General features: G+C 43.5%; 21 protein-coding genes, 1 riboswitch and 2 other annotated features. Of the genes, 2 read left to right on the top strand and 19 right to left on the bottom strand.

Translation table 11 applies throughout. The features are described 5' to 3' along the window. Positions 1–7: 7 nt before the first annotated feature. The 19 genes from MHB50_RS02115 to MHB50_RS02025 all read right to left on the bottom strand — a co-directional run bounded on the left by MHB50_RS02115 (position 8) and on the right by MHB50_RS02025 (position 16596). The gene (locus MHB50_RS02115) at positions 8–373 is read right to left on the bottom strand and encodes a DUF2512 family protein (protein ID WP_077109921.1); all 366 of its coding nucleotides are present in this window, start codon (positions 371–373) and stop codon (positions 8–10) included. A gap of 154 nt (positions 374–527) precedes the next feature. After that, positions 528–1370: a metallophosphoesterase gene (locus MHB50_RS02110; protein WP_077109948.1), complete on the bottom strand. Its 843-nt coding sequence runs from the start codon at positions 1368–1370 to the stop codon at positions 528–530. A gap of 412 nt (positions 1371–1782) precedes the next feature. Beyond that, positions 1783–2064 carry a hypothetical protein gene (locus MHB50_RS02105; protein WP_083717279.1) on the bottom strand — a complete coding sequence of 94 codons (282 nt, stop codon included), beginning with the start codon at positions 2062–2064 and terminating at the stop codon, positions 1783–1785. 67 nt (positions 2065–2131) lie between these two features. After that, the gene (trpA, locus tag MHB50_RS02100) at positions 2132–2935 is read right to left on the bottom strand and encodes a tryptophan synthase subunit alpha (RefSeq protein ID WP_339161531.1); all 804 of its coding nucleotides are present in this window, start codon (positions 2933–2935) and stop codon (positions 2132–2134) included. Continuing rightward, complete coding sequence (trpB, locus tag MHB50_RS02095) at positions 2928–4133, bottom strand: tryptophan synthase subunit beta (RefSeq protein WP_205178853.1); 1206 nt, start codon at positions 4131–4133, stop codon at positions 2928–2930. The genes trpA and trpB overlap by 8 nt, the downstream gene beginning before the upstream one ends. Then, a complete protein-coding gene (locus MHB50_RS02090) occupies positions 4111–4743 on the bottom strand; it encodes a phosphoribosylanthranilate isomerase (RefSeq protein WP_205178851.1) in 633 nt (210 codons plus the stop codon). Before MHB50_RS02090 ends, trpB begins: the two co-directional genes overlap by 23 nt. Beyond that, positions 4744–5532: an indole-3-glycerol phosphate synthase TrpC gene (trpC, locus tag MHB50_RS02085; RefSeq protein WP_205178849.1), complete on the bottom strand. Its 789-nt coding sequence runs from the start codon at positions 5530–5532 to the stop codon at positions 4744–4746. Further along, positions 5533–6558 carry an anthranilate phosphoribosyltransferase gene (gene trpD / locus MHB50_RS02080; RefSeq protein WP_205178863.1) on the bottom strand — a complete coding sequence of 342 codons (1026 nt, stop codon included), beginning with the start codon at positions 6556–6558 and terminating at the stop codon, positions 5533–5535. It abuts the gene before it with no gap. Between the two features lie 64 nt (positions 6559–6622). After that, positions 6623–6871: a binding site (T-box leader), on the bottom strand. 27 nt (positions 6872–6898) lie between these two features. Further along, positions 6899–7152 (bottom strand) — a binding site (T-box leader). Between the two features lie 104 nt (positions 7153–7256). Continuing rightward, positions 7257–7451: a hypothetical protein gene (locus MHB50_RS02075; RefSeq protein ID WP_077109916.1), complete on the bottom strand. Its 195-nt coding sequence runs from the start codon at positions 7449–7451 to the stop codon at positions 7257–7259. Positions 7452–7817: 366 nt separating this feature from the next. Then, on the bottom strand, positions 7818–8030 hold the full coding sequence (locus MHB50_RS02070; protein WP_205178847.1) for a hypothetical protein: 213 nt from the start codon (positions 8028–8030) through the stop codon (positions 7818–7820). Positions 8031–8095: 65 nt separating this feature from the next. Then, on the bottom strand, positions 8096–8872 hold the full coding sequence (locus MHB50_RS02065) for a TatD family hydrolase (RefSeq protein WP_077109914.1): 777 nt from the start codon (positions 8870–8872) through the stop codon (positions 8096–8098). Next, on the bottom strand, positions 8865–9617 hold the full coding sequence (locus MHB50_RS02060) for an ABC transporter ATP-binding protein (RefSeq protein WP_077109913.1): 753 nt from the start codon (positions 9615–9617) through the stop codon (positions 8865–8867). The genes MHB50_RS02065 and MHB50_RS02060 overlap by 8 nt, the downstream gene beginning before the upstream one ends. Further along, on the bottom strand, positions 9618–10379 hold the full coding sequence (locus MHB50_RS02055) for an ABC transporter permease (protein WP_077109912.1): 762 nt from the start codon (positions 10377–10379) through the stop codon (positions 9618–9620). Further along, a complete protein-coding gene (locus MHB50_RS02050; protein WP_077109911.1) occupies positions 10379–10669 on the bottom strand; it encodes a thiamine-binding protein in 291 nt (96 codons plus the stop codon). Before MHB50_RS02050 ends, MHB50_RS02055 begins: the two co-directional genes overlap by 1 nt. Before the next feature lie 12 nt (positions 10670–10681). Continuing rightward, positions 10682–11683, bottom strand: coding sequence for an ABC transporter substrate-binding protein (locus MHB50_RS02045; RefSeq protein ID WP_077109910.1), 1002 nt, complete (start codon positions 11681–11683; stop codon positions 10682–10684). 68 nt (positions 11684–11751) lie between these two features. Then, positions 11752–11862, bottom strand: a riboswitch (TPP riboswitch). A 168-nt stretch (positions 11863–12030) separates the two neighbouring features. Beyond that, on the bottom strand, positions 12031–13275 hold the full coding sequence (locus tag MHB50_RS02040) for a helix-turn-helix transcriptional regulator (protein WP_077109909.1): 1245 nt from the start codon (positions 13273–13275) through the stop codon (positions 12031–12033). Between the two features lie 80 nt (positions 13276–13355). Continuing rightward, positions 13356–14267: a TIGR01777 family oxidoreductase gene (locus tag MHB50_RS02035; protein WP_077109908.1), complete on the bottom strand. Its 912-nt coding sequence runs from the start codon at positions 14265–14267 to the stop codon at positions 13356–13358. A 387-nt stretch (positions 14268–14654) separates the two neighbouring features. Beyond that, entirely contained in the window at positions 14655–15119 is a 465-nt protein-coding gene (locus tag MHB50_RS02030; protein ID WP_083717277.1) for a hypothetical protein, read from the bottom strand. 277 nt (positions 15120–15396) lie between these two features. Beyond that, on the bottom strand, positions 15397–16596 hold the full coding sequence (locus MHB50_RS02025; RefSeq protein ID WP_077109907.1) for a sugar diacid recognition domain-containing protein: 1200 nt from the start codon (positions 16594–16596) through the stop codon (positions 15397–15399). Between the two features lie 156 nt (positions 16597–16752). On the opposite strand from MHB50_RS02025, the gene MHB50_RS02020 reads away from it, so the two are divergent. Together MHB50_RS02020 and MHB50_RS02015 are read left to right on the top strand one after the other, a co-directional pair. Next, entirely contained in the window at positions 16753–17910 is a 1158-nt protein-coding gene (locus MHB50_RS02020) for an FAD-binding oxidoreductase (protein ID WP_077109906.1), read from the top strand. A 26-nt stretch (positions 17911–17936) separates the two neighbouring features. Further along, entirely contained in the window at positions 17937–18905 is a 969-nt protein-coding gene (locus tag MHB50_RS02015) for an ornithine cyclodeaminase family protein (protein WP_077109905.1), read from the top strand. The last annotated feature ends 4 nt before the right edge of the window (positions 18906–18909 follow it).

Here is an 18909-nt window from a genome sequence, read left to right as displayed (position 1 = left end):
CTTTTTCTCATCTTCCCAATTTCTCCTCTTTCGTGGCCCTTCCCGAACGAATGAGCCACATATGAACGAAAAATTCAATCGCCGTCAAGAAAAGGGCTACTACCATTGAACCAAAAAAAGTCACTTCGGCCCCAGCAAAAAAATAACTAAGAATGTAAATAGTAAGAGTAGATAAAACAAAGTCGCCTATGGTACTTAACCAAAAGGTACTGCGCGACAGAAGCGCCCATTCCAGCAAATGGCCGGCAACAGCAAGCGTTACCCCTATAACCACTGGCTGATACGCATAGAAATAATTGACATTCGTCAACATGGCGGCTGCTATGGAAAGCACGATCGGAGTGATGATCATTTTGATAATTAAATTTAACATGACAAAGGCCTCCTTTACTGTAAAAGGATGCCATATTAACGGATTTTTATTCAGTCAGTTTGTCATGATCAGAATTTCTTCACAAATGTTAAAACGATGAGAATTAAAAACTCTCAATGCGTCGGTAAACGGAGATTATCTTGGCATCGTTTCATTACCTGCTTTTCAGCTTTACAACGACAAGTTCTGGGCGGTTAAAGATTCTGAACGGAATGATGCTGTTCCCCAGTCCCCTGTTAACAACCATTGTGGTCATCCCGCGTTCATACTTGCCGGCCGTATATTTTGGAAACCAGCCTTGCCCCGGCGCAATCAAGCCACCAATAAACGGAAGGCGAATTTGTCCGCCATGTGCATGTCCTGTAAAAGCGAGATCAATTTCTTTTTTTACATAAACATCAAATACTTCGGGGCGATGAGAGAGTAAAATGCTATATGGCTGTCCCCTTATTCCGGTAAAAGCTTCCTCCAATGAGTCTGTCACCGCTTTGTCGGGATAATCCAAGCCTTTCATCAAAGGATCTTCAATGCCAGCAATGACGAGCTGCTCCCCATCAATCGTAAATGTTTTGGCGTCATTTGTCAGAACATGGACACCAAGTTTTTTCAGGGACGCATTGATTTCCTCCACCTGATTTACTGCCACTTCATGGTTTCCCGTTACATAATACACATCAGAAAGTGTTACTAGCTGCCGGACAAGGTCCAAGCTATTTTCTAAATCATAGCGATTGCTGTCAACGATGTCTCCTGTTATAAAAATTACATCTGGGTGGAGATTCTTCACTTTTTCTACCAATCTATTTTGTTTGTCACCAAAAGTGGCATCATGCAAGTCCGATAACTGGACAATCGTCAACCCGTCAAAAGGTTTTGGAACCCGCTCTGAATATATTTCATATGAAGATGTTTGCAGCCAATGATTGTTAAAATATAAAAAGAGCGATATAAAACAAAACAACAAAATGATACGAATCAATTTGCGCTTTTTACTCATCATTCGACATACCGTCATATTTTTGCAAAATCATACTGTCACCTCTAACGTTCAAAAGACTGCAATATGTCTATTTTAGTGTATGCGGTAAAAATGGACAATACCAAAAAAATTCAAGTGTTTTGAATCCCCATGAACAGAGTAAAGGTGATGAACTGCTTATAATAAGTGATTTTACAGTTTTTTCATTATCCGGACTATGACAAGGACATGATGACGGTGTTTACGATGGCTTGCCTCGCAACCCGGAGATCTTGGTTTTCGGTCTTAAAATGTTGACATTTTTATGGCATTCTTCTTGTTAGGCCATCACTACTCACACACATATTGGTTATATCCCTCATTATCTGGTTCACAACACGCCCCTGACGCCACAATAAAAAACAGCCCCGGCCAGGGCTGTGTTGTACATTTATGGTTGCTGTTGTTCTTCGTTATAAAAGTGAACACCGTATTGAGATCCTTCCGATACCATTTTGGCGTCTTCCAAAGAATATTTATCCGGATGACCCGCCTTTTCCACCAAGTTGACATCCTCTTCTTGGGCTCCCCGTAGTCTGATCACTTTATGTTTTATCTGCCTGACCTTCAGCATCGCTTTTTCACGATTTTCCCTGGAAGACAGATAGGCGCCAGCAAGACTTAGACCAAGACCTAGCAATACTAAGGAATTTATTTTTTTCGTTTGTCCCATAAGGAACTTCCTCCTTTTCGCATTTGTCTTGTCTTTACCCCATTTCCTTATCAATCAAGCCAAAATATTATAAATCGCTTAAAGTTTTTTCCTCTGAAAATCTCGAGGATTGCACAAGTGTCTTGATTTCCTCATGTTTCCCATCCGCCAGCAGTTGAACAATTTTACTTCCGACGATCACTCCGTCACAATGTTCTCCCAGCTCTTTTACATGCTCCGGATTGGAGACGCCAAAACCAGCAAGGACTGGAGTGGCAGAAAAAGACTTTAATGTTTTCAAATAGTCGGCTATCCCAGCTTCATAATCCGTTCTCGCGCCAGTTGTTCCTTTGACGGTCACGGCGTAAAGAAATCCTTCTGTTCTGCTGGCGATTTCGGCCATCCTGCCGCGAGGACTTGTTGGAGAAGCGAGACGAATCAAGGCTATATCATGTTCGGAAAGTGCGGGGGTCACGAGTTCTTCTTCCTCAAGCGGCACATCTGGAATAATGAGCCCGTCAACTCCCGCTTCCACACACATTTGGGCAAACTTTTCTATTCCATAGGAATAAATAAGATTGAAATAAGTCATGATCACGATCGGAACATGGCGATCCGCTTTTCCTTCCTTTAAAACGTCAAGTACCGCCTGCATCGTCGTTCCGCTTGCCAAAGCCCGGATTCCAGCCTCTTGAATAGTCGGTCCGTCCGCGACAGGGTCGGAAAAAGGAATGCCTAGTTCCACAATTGTAGCCCCGCATTTTTCTAAAAAAGTAATTTGTCCATGCAAATTGTCCAACCCTCCGTCCCCTGCCATTATATAAGGGACAAACGCTTTGTCTCCCCGTTCCAATACACGGGCTAATGCTTCATCAATCCGTTTTTTACCCATTCTCTTTTCCTCCCAACGCTGTTCTGACTGTATCTACATCTTTGTCGCCCCTGCCTGATAAGCAGATAACAATGATTTCATTGGGAGCCATTCTTTTGGCCAATTTGGCTCCAAATGCAACGGCATGGGAACTTTCGAGCGCAGGAATAATTCCCTCTGTTTTTGCCAACAACTGAAACGATTCAAGCGCTTCTTCATCCGTTGCGGAAGTGTATGTCACGCGCCCTGATTCGTTTAAATGGGAATGTTCCGGACCAACCCCAGGATAATCCAAACCCGCCGAGATAGAATGAGCCGGCAGGATTTGTCCCGCATCATCCTGAAGGAGATATGTCAATGTCCCGTGCAATACCCCCGCTTTTCCGCTAGTAAGGGTAGCTGAGTGCTTGCCTGTTTCGATCCCCGGACCAGCGGCTTCGACACCGTACATTTTCACATGCTTATCATTGATGAACGGATAAAACATTCCCATTGCGTTGCTTCCCCCGCCAACACAAGCCACAATTGCCTCCGGCAGCCTACCTTCTTGCCCAAGCAATTGCTGCTTCGTCTCTCTTCCAATCACACTTTGAAAATCACGGACAATTTGTGGAAACGGATGAGGACCGACAACCGAACCTAAAATATAATGAGTATCTTCTACATGCGCAACCCAGTAGCGAAGCGCTTCGTTAACCGCATCCTTCAATGTGCCGTTTCCTTGCGATACGCTTCTGACTTCCGCTCCGAGCAGCTCCATTCGGAATACGTTCAACTGTTGCCGCCGAATATCTTCTTCCCCCATAAAAACGATACATTCCAATCCGAGAAGGGCACATACCGTTGCTGTTGCGACACCGTGTTGTCCCGCTCCCGTTTCAGCTACAACCTTTTTCTTTCCCATTCTGAGTGTAAGAAGGGCCTGGCCGATTGTGTTATTAATTTTATGGGCTCCAGTATGATTTAGATCTTCCCGTTTCAAATAAATTTTGGCTCCGCCAAGCTGTTTTGATAGGCTCTCCGCATAATAAAGCGGGGTTTCCCTCCCGATGTATTGTTTTAGATAATAGGCCATTTGCCTTTCAAATTCGGGGTCTTCAATTGCTTTAGCGTATTCTTCTTCCAGTTCAAGCACGGCCGTCATCAACGTTTCTGGCACAAACCGACCGCCAAACTCGCCGTATTTTCCTCTATGATCAGGTAATGTGTACACGGACATCCTTCTCTCTCCCTTTTACCGCTTTAATAAACGCAGCAATCTTTTTTACATCTTTTTTTCCGTTCGTTTCTACACCGCTTGATACGTCGACCATTGCGGGACGAACGGTTCGAATGGCATCATGGACATTTATCTCATTCAGTCCCCCGGCAAGGATGATTTTTTCGTTTGGAATATCCCTGTCTTGAAGGAGATGCCAATCAAAGGTTTTACCGCTCCCCCCGCGATACTGTACTCCGGGGCTGTCAAGTAAAAAATAGTCGCAGTTATATTGGGACATTTTTTCGATAACGCTTTTTTCCCGGATGGCCAAGGCTTTAATGACCGGAACTCCAAGACTTTTACAAAACTCCGGTGATTCGTCACCGTGCAGTTGCACGTAATCTAAGCTCACCATTTCTTTGATATCGCGTATGACCTCGGCCTTTTCATTTACAAAAACGCCTGTTATCTTTACATTGTCCGAGAGCAATTGAACAATTTCTTTTGCCTTTTCCGGACTGATTCTTCGCGAACTTTCCGCAAATACGAAACCGATCATATCAGCACCAGAACGGGAAGCCGCTATAGCAGCGTCTTCTGTTGTAATTCCGCAAATTTTGACTCGCAATCAGCGCACCGCCCTCAACAGGGGAATTTTCAAATCAGACATTGTACCCGCAATATCTTCTGCTTTCATCAATGTTTCACCGACTAGAACAGCACTTGCACCAGCTTCTTTTACAAAAGTAGCATCTTCTTTCGTTCGTAACCCACTTTCACTGACAATGACAACATTTTCGTTTTTAACGAGGGCGGCCACTCGCTCCGTCACCGCCAAATCGACATGAAAAGTTTTCAAATCCCGATTATTGATGCCAACGATATTGGCTCCGATTCTTAAAGCCGTTTCAGCTTCCCGCTCGTTGTGGACTTCAAACAATACATCTAACTGCATTGATTGCGCATAATCATAAAGGTCTTTAAGCTGTTTTTCCCTTAAAGCTGCGGCGATAAGCAAAATAACGCTTGCTCCGTGGTCAACCGCGGCATCAATCTGCACTCGGTCGATGATAAAATCTTTGCACAATAAAGGCAGTTCAGGCAAAGCAGCGGAGACAGCAGCCAAATCAGCCATCGACCCTTTAAAAAATTGGCGGTCGGTTAGAACAGAAATCGCACTTGCTCCTGCCTCTTCGTATTTTTGGGCCTGCCTGATTGGATCGACATCTTGCTTAATATCTCCTTTAGAAGGCGACGCCCTTTTCACCTCGGCAATGACACTCATCGTGTCTGCATCACGAATGCTGTTAAACAGCGATTTTCTTCTTTGGGGCTTTACTTGGCAGGAAGTATAAATCGTTTTTAACTCACGCACCTCAATGTCTTTTTGGGCTATAATCCGGTCAAGAATCGTCATTCATACCACTCCCCGTTTCATTCGTTCATTCTTTCTTATTAAAAATTCCAGTTTGGACAATGCTGCGCCTGAATCAATACTTTCTTTCGCACATTGAATTCCCGCCTGAATGGTGTCAACTTTGCCGTTCGCAAATATGCCGACACCGGCATTTAACAGCACTGTGTCGCGGAACGGACCTTGATCCCCTCTTAAAATGCTCATCATAATCCTGGCATTTCGTTCCGCGTCCCCGCCTGTGATCTCTTCAATGGAATATGTCGGCAAATCCACTTCATCCGGGTGGAGCTTAATGGAGTTCAGCTCGCCTTCATCCAAAATGACGAGATGATTTTCTCCAGCAAGCGACAATTCGTCCATATGACCGGCACCGTTTACAATGACAGCTCTTTTCCTTCCAAGGCGTTTTAACACTTCACCCATAATCTGTAACTTATCGCGGCGGTAAATGCCGACAAGCTGGGTATCAAGCTCAATCGGATTGGTCAGCGGTCCAATTAAATTGAAAATAGTTGGCACGCGTAAATCTTTTCTTACTTTCATTACTCTTTTCATGGCTGGATGAACATAAGGAGCGAACAAGAAGGCAATTCCGTTTTCCTCTAGCAGCTCTTGCGTTTCTTCTGGAGTATTTTCCAAGTAAACACCGAGATACTCTAGTACATCTGCGCTTCCGGTTTGGCTAGAGATATTGCGATTTCCATGCTTTGCCACTTTAATCCCGGCACCGGCTATCACGAATGCAGACGCAGTGCTAATATTAAAGCTTTTGGACCCATCCCCGCCTGTTCCGCAATTATCCATCACACTTCCTCTCGTCTTTTTGATGGGAAGGGACCTTTCCCGAATCGCCTGAACAAGCCCCGCGATTTCATCAGCCGTTTCACCTTTTAAAGCAAGCAGTCCCAATAACGCGCCCGCTTGGCTGTCCGTCGCCTCTCCAGAACATAATATTCTTGCCGCGGCCGTCATTTCATCCACGCTTAAATGATTTCCCGCCATCAGCTTTTGCAAATAAGTTTGCATCATCATTCCTCCCATCTCATTTTTCATAAAAAAAAGCCCTCCATAAATACACAAAAGTGCATTTATAGAGGGCGAATGTATCGCGGTGCCACCTCATTTTGGAAATAAAAAATTTCCTTCTCTTTCGGGTACAGAATCGTCTTCAACCATTCGATACCCTATCCCGTTAACGGAGGAAACCGTGCTTTCCTACTCTGACTTCAGAAAGCCTCTCATAAGGCCATTCCACAAGGCGATTCGTGCCGGTTTCCCACCATCACCAGCTCTCTGATTCGAATGCGCCAAGCGTACTCTTCTTATTCATCGATTTTCTTTATGAAAAACAAAAAGGGCTCCTCATCCAAAGGACGAGGAAACCCGTGGTACCACCTTTATTAGCTGTTTGCACAGCCCACTTTGCCGGCAACAAGCGCCAATGCTTAATGCCCGTCTCGTTATAACGCCGAGAATACGCCAAAGCCTACTGCCTGCCCTCAGCAAGGTTCGGTTTGGAAGCTCGGAAGCCCATTCACTGTTCCCGCACACCGGTTTTCACCAACCACCGGCTCTCTTTAGTGCCAAGATACAGCTACTTCTCTTCGTCATAGCCATCACATATCAAACAAATCATATTATTTTATATATTAAAGGTGCTTGAAGACGATGTCAAGATTAATTTCATGTCAGCTTTCCTTTTCACCTTCACCGCTCGGGCATCATCATAGATATCGAGCACTTTTCAAGTAAAGCTTTTGCAAGTCTAATTTTGAAAGTCCACGTTTATCAGCAACAGCTTGGATCAAGGCTATTTCATAATTCATTGCCTTAGAAAGCTTTCCTTTTTTGATATTCTTGTTAATTTCCACAAAAAAACTTGCTAATTTCTGATCTGACAGCTTATCGTATGAAGACAAACAGCGGTTCCCTCCCCTTAAATTGTTTATTATAGATATGTATTTTAGATCTCGTATATGTTTTCCTTCTTTTTTAAAAAAATTTATCCGGTTTGTCTTTCGAAACAGAGAAAAGCTAGTACAGTAAAAAGAATTAGCGCCGTTCGGTTTTTTTTATAAAAAACAGCCCCCTCCCGTTGTTACACAACGTTAAGCGTCTAATGCTTACTTGTTATTCACTTGTTAAACTTTTAATGCTTCGGCCTTGGCGGTAATAATAAAAAGCTCTTATTTACATATATAAAATTGCAAAAAAAACCGTCAATTTTTATCTGAAACGAAAAAGCAGTAATCCCGGTATTTTCTCGATTACTGCTTTTTGTCTATCTATAAATCCTTCGGCCCATAGGTTCCCCTTTTATCGTCTTCGTTTTCTTCGCGCTTTTCAATCAAGTCATCGGAAAGGTCATCAACTGGCATAACGAGTTGGTCGCGTTGGGCTTGCTTCGCTTTATCTTTGTAAAAGGCCTTATCTTTTTTATTGCGGTTCGCCAAAGCTTTTGCCCGATCTATTTTATTTTGTCCAGGTTCTGATGTCATTTGAATCCCTCCACTTCGTTTCTTTTTCTTTTTCCGTTTTGGGGTCCATTAAAACGTATTCGGCTTCATAGGCGGTAAAATTTGATTGTGTTTTGGTATAACAGATCATATACAATCGGGAGGGGCGTTTTTTTAAGCCGGGCAATTGCCGGGATCGCGTCATGAATCATGGCCGGATGGGTCATTTTTCCGGAAAAAGGTCCTTCAAAACGCCACGGTCCATCCGTTTCCACCATCATTTGGCGGAGTGGATATTGCTTGGCAACCTCTTGAATTTCTTCTTCGTACAAGATATCGGGTGTAATTGAAATATAAAAACCATTGGCCGCCATTCTTTGGATTGTCTTCTTGTCTCCTTTAAACCAGTGAAAATGGGCATTTGTCACCTCGTGTTTTTCGAGCAGGTCGCACGCTAGGGGAGCATCATCGTAAACGGCATGAAGAACAATGGGCTTGTCCCATCTTTTTGCCAATTTGATAAACTCTTCGAGCAATTCGATATAGCCTTCCAGTTGGAAGCCTGGACCATGCTCGTTCCGCAAATAATACGGCAGGCCCACCTCGCCTACAGCCGTCAGCAAATCTACCCGGGCCTCCATCCAGGAAATGAAATCAGCCAATTCCCGATCACTAGGAAGCGGCTGTTCTGGATGGAATCCGAAAGCAGGGTAAACATGGGAATATTTTTTGCTTAGCGCCATATTTCGCTTGGACGATTCCAAATGGAAGGAAACGGAAATGAGTCCCGCACAATTCATCTGCTCCATCTCTCCCAATATGTCCGTTATCTCTTCATCTTTATAAAAATCAAGGTGAATATGTGAATCAATCATCTTACGCATTTTCATCATCCTGTTTGGCGATATGATTTGCAACAAGGCGCTTCCACTCTAAAAATTCATTTGATAAAACGAGATTTCCTGTTCGCGGTCTCTCAAATGGAACCTCGAACTGTTTGACGACCGTTGCTGGATTCGTCGACAAAATGGCAATTCGGTCCGAGAGGAACAATGCTTCTTCTATATTATGAGTGATGAAAAGAATCGTCCGGCGATATTCCATCCAAACTGACTGAAGCCACTTTTGCATATCTTGCCGGGTAAAATCGTCCAATGCCGAAAATGGCTCATCCAAAAGTATAAGCGGCTGCGGGTTTAATAACGCCCGAATAAAAGAAGCCCTTTGTTTCATTCCGCCAGACAAAGCATCGGGCAGCGAATGTTCGTACCCGGCCAAACCAGCTTTGTGGATCATATCGAACGCTTTTTGTTGATCCTGTTTTCCTCCCTGCAACTCCTGGCCCAGCAGGACATTTTGAAGGACAGTGCGCCATGGAAAAAGCGCGTGATGCTGCGGCATATAACTAATAAAACCCCGCTTTCCGGTAATCTCCTGGTCATGTAAAAAGATGGAACCTTGATCAGGCTTTAGCAAACCGCCAATCACATGAAACAAAGTGCTTTTTCCACTTCCGGAAGGTCCGAGAATCGAGATAAATTCGCCCTCTGCAATGTTCAGTTGAATATCTCGCAACACTTCTTTTTGTCCGAAACTTTTACTTACACCTTGTATTGTTAAATGGCCCATTCACAGTACCTTCCTTTTTCTCCACTTGATCAGCCTGTTTTCCATCAAGGTAATCACCCCAAAAAACAGCAAACTCAAGAACATAATAATGAAAATCGCGACAAAAACGCGATCCGTGCGAAATGAGGAGGAAGCGAGCGTCATATAAACACCAAGCCCCTTTTTCGCTCCGAGCCACTCCGAGATCACCGCCCCCATGATGCTGTATGTGGCGGAAATTTTGAGTCCGGAAAAGACAGATGATAAAGCGTATGGCCATTCCAGCTTTGTAAATATTTGCATTTTTGAAGCACCGACCATTAACATATATCGCTTCATCTCGGCCGGGGCACTCCTAAACCCGTCCATCGCCGCTACCGCGACAGGGAAAAAACAGACAAGGGTAATGACAATGACTTTGGGTAAAAGCCCAAACCCCAACCAAATCACCAGAAGCGGCGCCAATACAATAATCGGCACATTCTGCGATAAAATGAGGAGCGGATAAACGGATTCGTGAAATCCCGGCACTAAATGAAGCAAGATGGCGACAAGAATACCAACTGCACATCCGATCAAAAATCCTCCAATGGCCAGTCCAACTGTAGACTGGATATGCGGCGCGAGTTCCGCATATCCGGAAACCCCTTCTTTTGCAATGGAGCTGGGGGCAGGAAGCAGCCAGCCCTGAATGTTGGCAAGTTTTACGTATACTTCCCATATACATAATAAAAGGAGGAGGACCCCCAGTGGCCTCCATCCTTTTTTGACCAGCACTTTCATTACCGGTATTTCTCCGTCAATTGGCCCATGGAAATTCCGTCCGGCTGATACAATATTTTCACTTGGGAGATCACATTTTTACTGCCCATTTCAATCATCCGGTCATTCATTTTTTTCACAACATCCATCAATTTGGTAAAGTCCCCTTCCATCGTCGTTTCCAAAGGATGTACTTCATAACGGACTCCGGATTCCTCAATGACTCTAATCGCTTCATCGACATATGGAATAACGTCTTCGCCACTTTTTGTTTTCGGGATGATCTGTATGCTGATCAGTGAGTTTGTCATCGTTTACTCCTCCTATTTGGGTAAAAATTCATTCGTGAAGGCTTTTTCTACATCCATTTCCTTTTCGAGCAAATCTTTTTCAAGCATCCAGTCCATGTAGTTTTTCCATACTTCGGCCTTTTGTTCTCCCCAGCGGGCCGCATCATCTTGATAGCGGGGAGAAAGCCATTCCTGACTTTTTTTCACAAGCTCCGGATCAAGATCCGGTACCGCTTTGATCAATATCTCCGCAGCTTTTTCGGGTTGGCTGATAGCAAACTCGTACCCTTTGGAGACGGCTGCCATAAATGCTTTAACCGTATCCGGATCCGATTTGATCATTTCCTCATTCGTCGTAATGACTGGCGTATAATAATCAAGCTGATCAGAGTAATCGGTCAAGTAAATCATATTCAATTTTTCCCCGCGAAGCTCCGCTTCCACTCCCGTCCATGCATAATAAATCCAAGCGAAATCAACATCTCTTTGCACAGCGGTAAAAAAGTCCGCTTCTCCCATGTTGACAATATCCACTTTCTCTATATCGGCGCCAGACACCTCCATCAGTGACGCCAGGACCGCTTCCTCAAGCGGGGCTCCCCAGCCGCCATACGTTTTTCCTTCAAAGTCTTTCGGAGATGTAATGTTCTTTTCCTTAAGGGAGGCAAAACCGGATGTATTGTGCTGTATCACGGCTGCAAGAGACACAATCGGCACGTCTTGAACACGCGCCTCTGTCACGCTTTCTTGGTAACTCACTCCAAATTCGGACTTTCCAGAAGCAACAAGCTGATCAGAGCCAGCTTCCCCCGGCATGATGATGTCAACATCCAGGCCTTCTTCTTCAAAAAAGCCTTTTTCCTTCGCCACATAAAGCCCCGTATGATTTGTATTGGGCGACCAATCGAGTACGACCGACACCTTTTGATGTCCTTTTTCTTCTTTTTTTTCATTTTCATTTTTATCGGCCGCATTGTTCCCGCAGCCTGCCAGGAATAAAAGCAATGTGATGCAACCTGCCCACCATTTATTCATTGGATGTTCCTCCTTGAATGATAAAAAGCGCCCGGGAAAAAAGAACCCAAAAGGCGCCAAAAGTATATATTTGTATTCATTGACGTTCCCTTCGCTGGTATGAACCAGATCAGGTTCAAAGGGTCAGCATTTCACCAATGCTTTCTCAACCGGCGACACCGGTTCCCCTACTCAAATGCGATGAAGTTTATTTTATTATATCAGAAGTAAAAAACTGCTCCAAGGCGGAGCAGTTCATTTTTATACCGGAGGAAAGATTGGTGGTGCTTGAGGGACGACTCCTCCAATAATTGGAGCGACGTACAGCGCAAATGCCACTCCTGCTGTTAAATATAGCTTTTTCATTTTCATTCCCCCCTTTCCGCGACTTTTTTATAATAATAAAGAGCTTTATCCAAGTTAGAGTCTGAATAATATCGGGCCAAGGATAAAGCGAATTTATTATAATCTTCTATAAAATAGGTCTTTTCCAAATATGGAAGCAAGTCATTTTCCAGAAAGTCCATCGCTCTATCTTTTCTGTTTTTCAATAAGTATTGATAATATTTGAAAATGAGCTGCTGCTTCCTCATGGAGCTTGCTTTTGTTTCCTGCAGTATTTTTGAAATATTTTCGAGTGCTTGTTCTTTCCGGCCCAGGGAAATGAGAAGCTCGGTGTAACTGCACAAGCTCGTTAAATACTCCGTTTCCGTCTGCGCATGTTCCATTGAAAGGAGATAATAGCGGGCAGCCTGATCCATTTCGCCCATTTTCTCTAAGAGCAAGGCATAATTGTTATACATGGCCGACTTTAATTCATCCGCATTAATCAAGTTCATATTTTTAAATATATAGTTATATTGTTCAGTGGCATTCTCGTAAATGCCCAAATCTGTATACGCAATGCCTAATAGAAACTGGGTATGCAATATTCGCAAATAATTAAACGATCTGGAAAACGCCTCCAACGCTTTATGGCCGTATGCAACACTGCTGCTGCTATCTTTTAGATTAGCATAATTGAAGGCAATGAAATAATAGAGTTCCGCTTGCCACGAAGACGGCAATAGATCATTCGCTTCTACTTTTAGCAGAGTATCCAAAGATAATTTATAATCACCTTTTATAATATAGTAAGCGCCATTAATAAATTCATAAAGCTCTTTTTCCTGTTCTGGCATTGAATTGACTATTTGTCTGATAATTTCTTGTTCCTTTTCAGCTTCCTCCAAATGATTCATCAGCAAGTGATAGCGATATACATATAAATGATAGAGTGATATATAGTTGGAAAACGTAATACACTCTTGTAATTCCTTCACACGATTGTAGCACTCCGTTGCCCGTTCCTTATCATACGAAAGCACCGCATCGAGTAAATCGGAAAGTTCTGTAGAAATCTTTTCTGATGTCTGCTGAATGGAATCCAGTGAAATGCCCAACCGATCGAGCAGCAGCATGATCGTTTCCCAATTTGCTTCTTTGTTATAGTTCTCAAACTTGCTTAAATGTGTGACAGAACAAATTCCCTTGCATAATTCGGACTGGGTCATATTCCTTAATTGGCGATGATATTTAATCATCGCACCTATATTCATCTTTTCTAGGCTCATATCTTCATCCTCTAGTCATGCTACTGTATAGATAAATGGTAGCATAAATTGGATAAAAAATCTATTTTTTGATAAACTTGTCATCTATTATTATCTAATATTTCTTTTAATGCAATCTCTATATTCGGATACAAAAAATCAAATTGATGTTTGATCGCCATTTCGGGAGTCACCCGCTGCCCCCGAACGAGCATATTGCTCATTTCTCCCAGTAACACGCGAATGAACCATTCAGGAACCGGAAGCCAATCCGGCCGCCCCAAAACAGCGCCGAGCGTTTTTCCAAACTCTTTCATTTGAACCGGCTTGGGTGCTGTGGCGTTTATCGGTCCAGAAATAGCAGGATGCTCGATTACAAAAGCTATTAAACGGGCCGCATCCTCCACATGAATCCAGGAAACCCATTGTTCACCGGAGCCGACCGTCCCTCCCACCCCCAACTTATAAGGAAGTGCCATCAAAGGGAGCGCGCCTTCTTTTCCAAGAATCAGGCCCAATCTGACAAGCACGGTTCGAATTCCAAGTCCTTCCGCCGCCAAGGCTTGTTCTTCCCAATCTTTTACGACAGTTGCCAAAAAGTCGGTCGCCTCGCTCCTTGAAGCTTCTGTAAATGTTTCCGTGGCAGACATGCCATAATACCCAATAGCCGAAGCATTGACCAACACTTTCGGTTTGTGGGCCATTTTTTCCGCCAAGCGTATCAGTTCTTTCGTTGCAGCCCGCCTGCTTCTTACAATTCTATCCTTCTTTTTGCTTGTCCATCTGATTCCATTAATCGTTTCTCCTGCCAGATTGACGAAAGCATCCACATTTATCAGTTCTTCTTCAGGCCGTGCTCCATCAACTAGCCATTTGACAGCCGCAAGACCTTCTGATTTTTCGACCTTGTCAGGATCTCTTGATAAAATAGTCACGCGAAAGCCATTGTTCAAAAGCTGCTTTTGCAACACTTTACCAAGAAAACCACTTCCGCCCGCAATCGCAACATGCATATCCATTCCCCCCGCTCAAATTCAATGTATATTTAAATATGATACAAACAAATTGGGGCCGCACCGCATCTATCCCATTCCCCTCCAAAAAAGGTCTCCCAACAATACCTATCGTACTATTTCCCTATTTTACATTTTCGTTTTTATAAATTGCCGAAGATCATGTATGTATTCAAAAAACTAGATCATTTTCCAGTTTGTCTTTTGTATCAGATTATTCTTAAAAATGAATAATTGCAAGCAGAAACGCCATCCACTGATCACTGTCCGTCTTTTATAACAAAAAACAAACCGCCTGAAATCAAATGTACAAACCTTGATTTCACGCGATTTTATTGTCACGATTTGCGCGAATATCCATCCGCTTTCCACTTGTGGCCCTGCCTTTTATGCCAACTGTATGGATGTTAATTGTTCAGGGCTTTTTTCTGTAACGGTAAAGCCCAGCTTTTCAAGAATTTTTATGATTTCGCCAGCTGTCTGATGTTGTGCCACCAAAAAGGTCCGGTCCCTTTCCATCGTTTGTTTAACGGACAATAACAGTGTGAATAACGAAGCAGTTTTTTCGTAGGTTTTGTTTTTGGGTAATTCTTTTAACAAAGCGGTAGTTGGCTCTGTAACAGGCAATATCCAGATCTCACACGGATACGGAATCGTAAGCAGTTCATTGAAAACATCCATTTTTTCCAAAGGTGTTCTAAAAGTGTAATCAGTCAATTCGTAAACACCTGTCTTATTATAATCGATGTTATGAAATGGTGACGGGTCTCCTTTCACAAAAGACTTTATTTGTAAGTTTGAACCAGCCTTCAAATCAGGTGTATTATCGGGTATGGAAGATGTCATACTCACGTTTCTTACTCCCCCTGTTCATCTTTTTCTCCAGTGTAATGTTTAACCAATACCCTTTTTTAGAAAAAACAAACATGACGGGAATTTTCACTTCATCCGTTGGCGTATGCCCACTCGTTAAAGCGTTCTTGTAAATCCAGTCATCTCCCTGTAGCGGTTTGGGAACGAAAGAATGATCATCGCTGTTTTGCTCAATTATCCATCTTTCACTGTCATTCTCGCCGAGCGCGGGAATGGTATCTTTATTGCCATTGGGTATATTGTTTTCGTAAAAATTTCACCCCTTCCTTTGCAAAGCTCTGTTTTCTATACTTTTTTTTAATACGATGTACAAGACTTGGCATTGTTCAAAGGACTGGACGTCAATTTTGAATAATTGGTTGATTTTATTCAGTCTATAAATGAGCGTATTGCGGTGCACATATAGAAACCTCGCAGTCCGGCTAACATTCATATTATTTTCACAGTAAGAAAGAAACGTCTTGACCAGCATTTCCGCTTCGGGATGCGCCCATATTTTTTGTATGTCATCAGCGAAAAGGTCTAAAAAGGAAAAGTCCATTTCCTCCAAGAAGATGTCGGGAAGAATTGCCCAACTGTCAAACGAATAGACTGCATTGTTCTTGTTTTTCTCCAAACCAATGATGAGCGCTTTGTGAGCCTGTCGATACGATTTGGAGGCTCCTTCAAGCCCCTTGTAGCATTTGCCGTATGAAATGGAAACCTTGCAATGAAGATGATGCCGCTCCAGAAACAAAGTCAACTTTCTAGCAGAACGTTCGCATAACTCCGCTAACGTTCCCATTTTTTGCTCTTCGATTTGTTTGAGAACAATCCACTTGTCTTGGCCAATCGGACACACAATATCACTCATGGTGGCTTGGAATAGATGACAAATAACGTTTTTAAGTTCTATTTGGGAAAAAGCAACAGGTTTTGCTTCTGCCTTTATTTGTGCCAGCGAAGGCAGGTGGAGGATCAGACAAACTCTGGGTAGATGAAACCGATAACCGAGCATTTCGCAATAGTTTTCCAGCTCGCCATTATTCTCCCATTCATTAAAATGAATCAAGTGCTGTACGAACAGTTCAGTTGTTTTCATTTGAAGGAGCAGTGACTCGGTTCGAAAGTTCTCATGAAGTATCATTTCTACATGGTTGCGAACGATGTTGACAAACTTTTCCACTTCTGATGGTTCTCCGATAATTCCGAGTACGCCAATGATTTGATTGTGCAAACGGATAGGCGTAGCAATACCGGGCAGTACATTTTCAAGAATCTTGGCTTTGTTTTTTGTAAAAACAACTTCTCTCCCTTCTCTGATTACCTGGGCGGATGCACGGTGCAACGACCCAATTCTCTCTTTCCGATCACAGGCGACAATCACCCCTTCTGCATCTGTAATGCTCATGGATACCCCTAATAAAGAGGAAGTTTGTTCCACGATTGATTGTGCAATTTGCTCAAGAATTTTCATGTTCCAACCCCCGAACGAGATAAAGTTTCTCTCCATGTACAAAAATTATAGCAAAATTCCACTATTTTTATATTCTAAATGTTGTGCATATTTTATATTGATTGAATGAGTATCTACTTTATAATGACATGTAATCAGCAGAGAGGAGGCAAGTCATTGAAACATCGCATCATTATTGTCGGAGGAGGAGTTATGGGATCGAGTACCGCATACCATTTGCGGAAATGCGGCTATGAAGGACAAATAATCGTTTTTGAAAAAGATCCCGCCTATGAATACGCTTCGACTCCCCGAAGTGCCGGAGGCATCAGGCAGCTTTTCACAACAGCCATCAACATAACGCTCAGCCGCTACAGCCTTCAGCAGTATAAACAGTTCTCTCAAACAATGAAAATAAACGGCGATCCCGCAGAGATCGATTTCAAACAGCGTGGATATTTATTCCTCGCCACAGATGATATGCTGTCGGCGATGGAGAAACAACAAAAGCTGCAAAACGAGCTCGGCGTGCCATCCAGATTTTTAGAGCCGGCAGAGCTGCTCGCTATTATTCCGGAGTTGAATCCAACTGATTTGGCCGGCGGATTGTTTTGTCCGGAGGACGGGTATCTGGATCCCTATTCCGTGATGCAAGCATATAAATATGAGGCCCGGAAAAAGGATGTTGAATATGTTTCCGAAGAAGTCGACATGATCCTCCATGACCGCGGCCAGGTGACAGGGGTCAAAACAAAAAGCGGCAGGGTAGAGGAAGCGAAAGTCGTGATGAACTGTGCGGGTGCCTGGGGTGCCGAGCTTAGTGAAAAAATGGGTCTTCCTCTCCCAATAGTAGCTTTAAAGAGACAGATCTTTTTGTTCGATCCTGCCGTACCGTTGAAAAACCCGCTTCCACTTACAGTCGATCCAACGGGAGTATATTTTCGCCACGAAGGCGACCGGATCATTACCGGATTTTCCGATCATGTAAAGCCTGGATATGATTTCGATTGGAAGCGCTCCCATTTCGAGGAGCTATGGCCAATTCTTGCCCACCGAATCACCAACTTTGAAAGCCTGAAACTCGAATCAGGCTGGGCGGGACTGTACGATTATAATCTGAAAGACCAAAATGCCATTATCGGCTCCCATCCGGAAATGCGCGGCTATTACATGGCACTCGGCTTTAGCGGACACGGGATGCAGCAGGCTCCGGGGGTTGGACTAGGCTTGGCAGAACTCATATGCAAAGGAGCATATGAAACGATTGACTTGACGCCTTTACGATTTGAACGGTTTGCAGAAAATGATCTAGTGCTGGAACATGCCATTGTATAACGCGATATAAAAGGAGGCGACAAACCTTGTTGTTATTGGGTGAAAAAGACATCCAAAAGGCGATTCATATCACTCAAATAACGGATTCTTTGGAACATGCCTACAAACTTTACCATCAAAAACAATTCGTCATGGGACAAAGAATGCAATTATCGACAGGAGAAAATACCTTTCTGCTCATGCCGTGTATAGCGGCTGAGTCAATCGGCACCAAAATTGTAAGCGTTTTCCCTGATAATATAGAAACTCCTGTCACTCAGGGACTGATGATCCTGCTTTGTGGCAAGAGTGGTCAAGTGAAAGCTATTTTAAATGGCACAACGTTGACAAATATGCGAACCGGGTCACTCGGCGGCTTGGCTGTAAGACACTTGGCCAAACGGGATGCGAAAATCATCGGTCTCGTTGGATTAGGCGCTCAAGGGTTACATCAGTTAACTGCGGCATGTAAAGAACGGGATTTTAATAAGATCGTTTTATGGAACCGTTCACGCCCAAAAACAGAAGCTTTTATTGAAAAGCTGAAACTGAAAATCGCTCCCGATATCGACATCACAGCGGAAGACTCTCTAGAAAAACTCGTGAAACAATCCGACATCGTGATTACCGCAACAACTTCAAAACAGCCGGTTTTACCAAATAACCAGCACATATATTCGGGAAAGCTCATCATTGGAATCGGCTCCTTTCGGGTGGACATGAGGGAATTTCCCGAAGCTCTATTCAAGGGCGCTTCCCGTATGTATATTGACACGCTTGATGCAAAAAACGAAACAGGAGACGTGATCGATCCTCTTAAAAACGCTTGGATGGCTCCCCGGCAAATCATCCCTTTTTCAAATGTTATTGTCAACAAGGTGGGTGCCATAAACAGAACTGATGAAAGGCCCGTTTTATTTAAGTCGACTGGCATGGCTCTTTTTGATCTTGTCGCAGCACTGAAAATATACGAAAGCGCGGTACAACGAAACATCGGCCAGAAAGTATATTTGTGATCGA

This window comes from Siminovitchia sp. FSL H7-0308 (assembly GCF_037980985.1).
Lineage (GTDB): Bacteria > Bacillota > Bacilli > Bacillales > Bacillaceae_C > Siminovitchia > Siminovitchia thermophila.
This window is presented reverse-complemented; position numbering and strand designations above follow the sequence as displayed.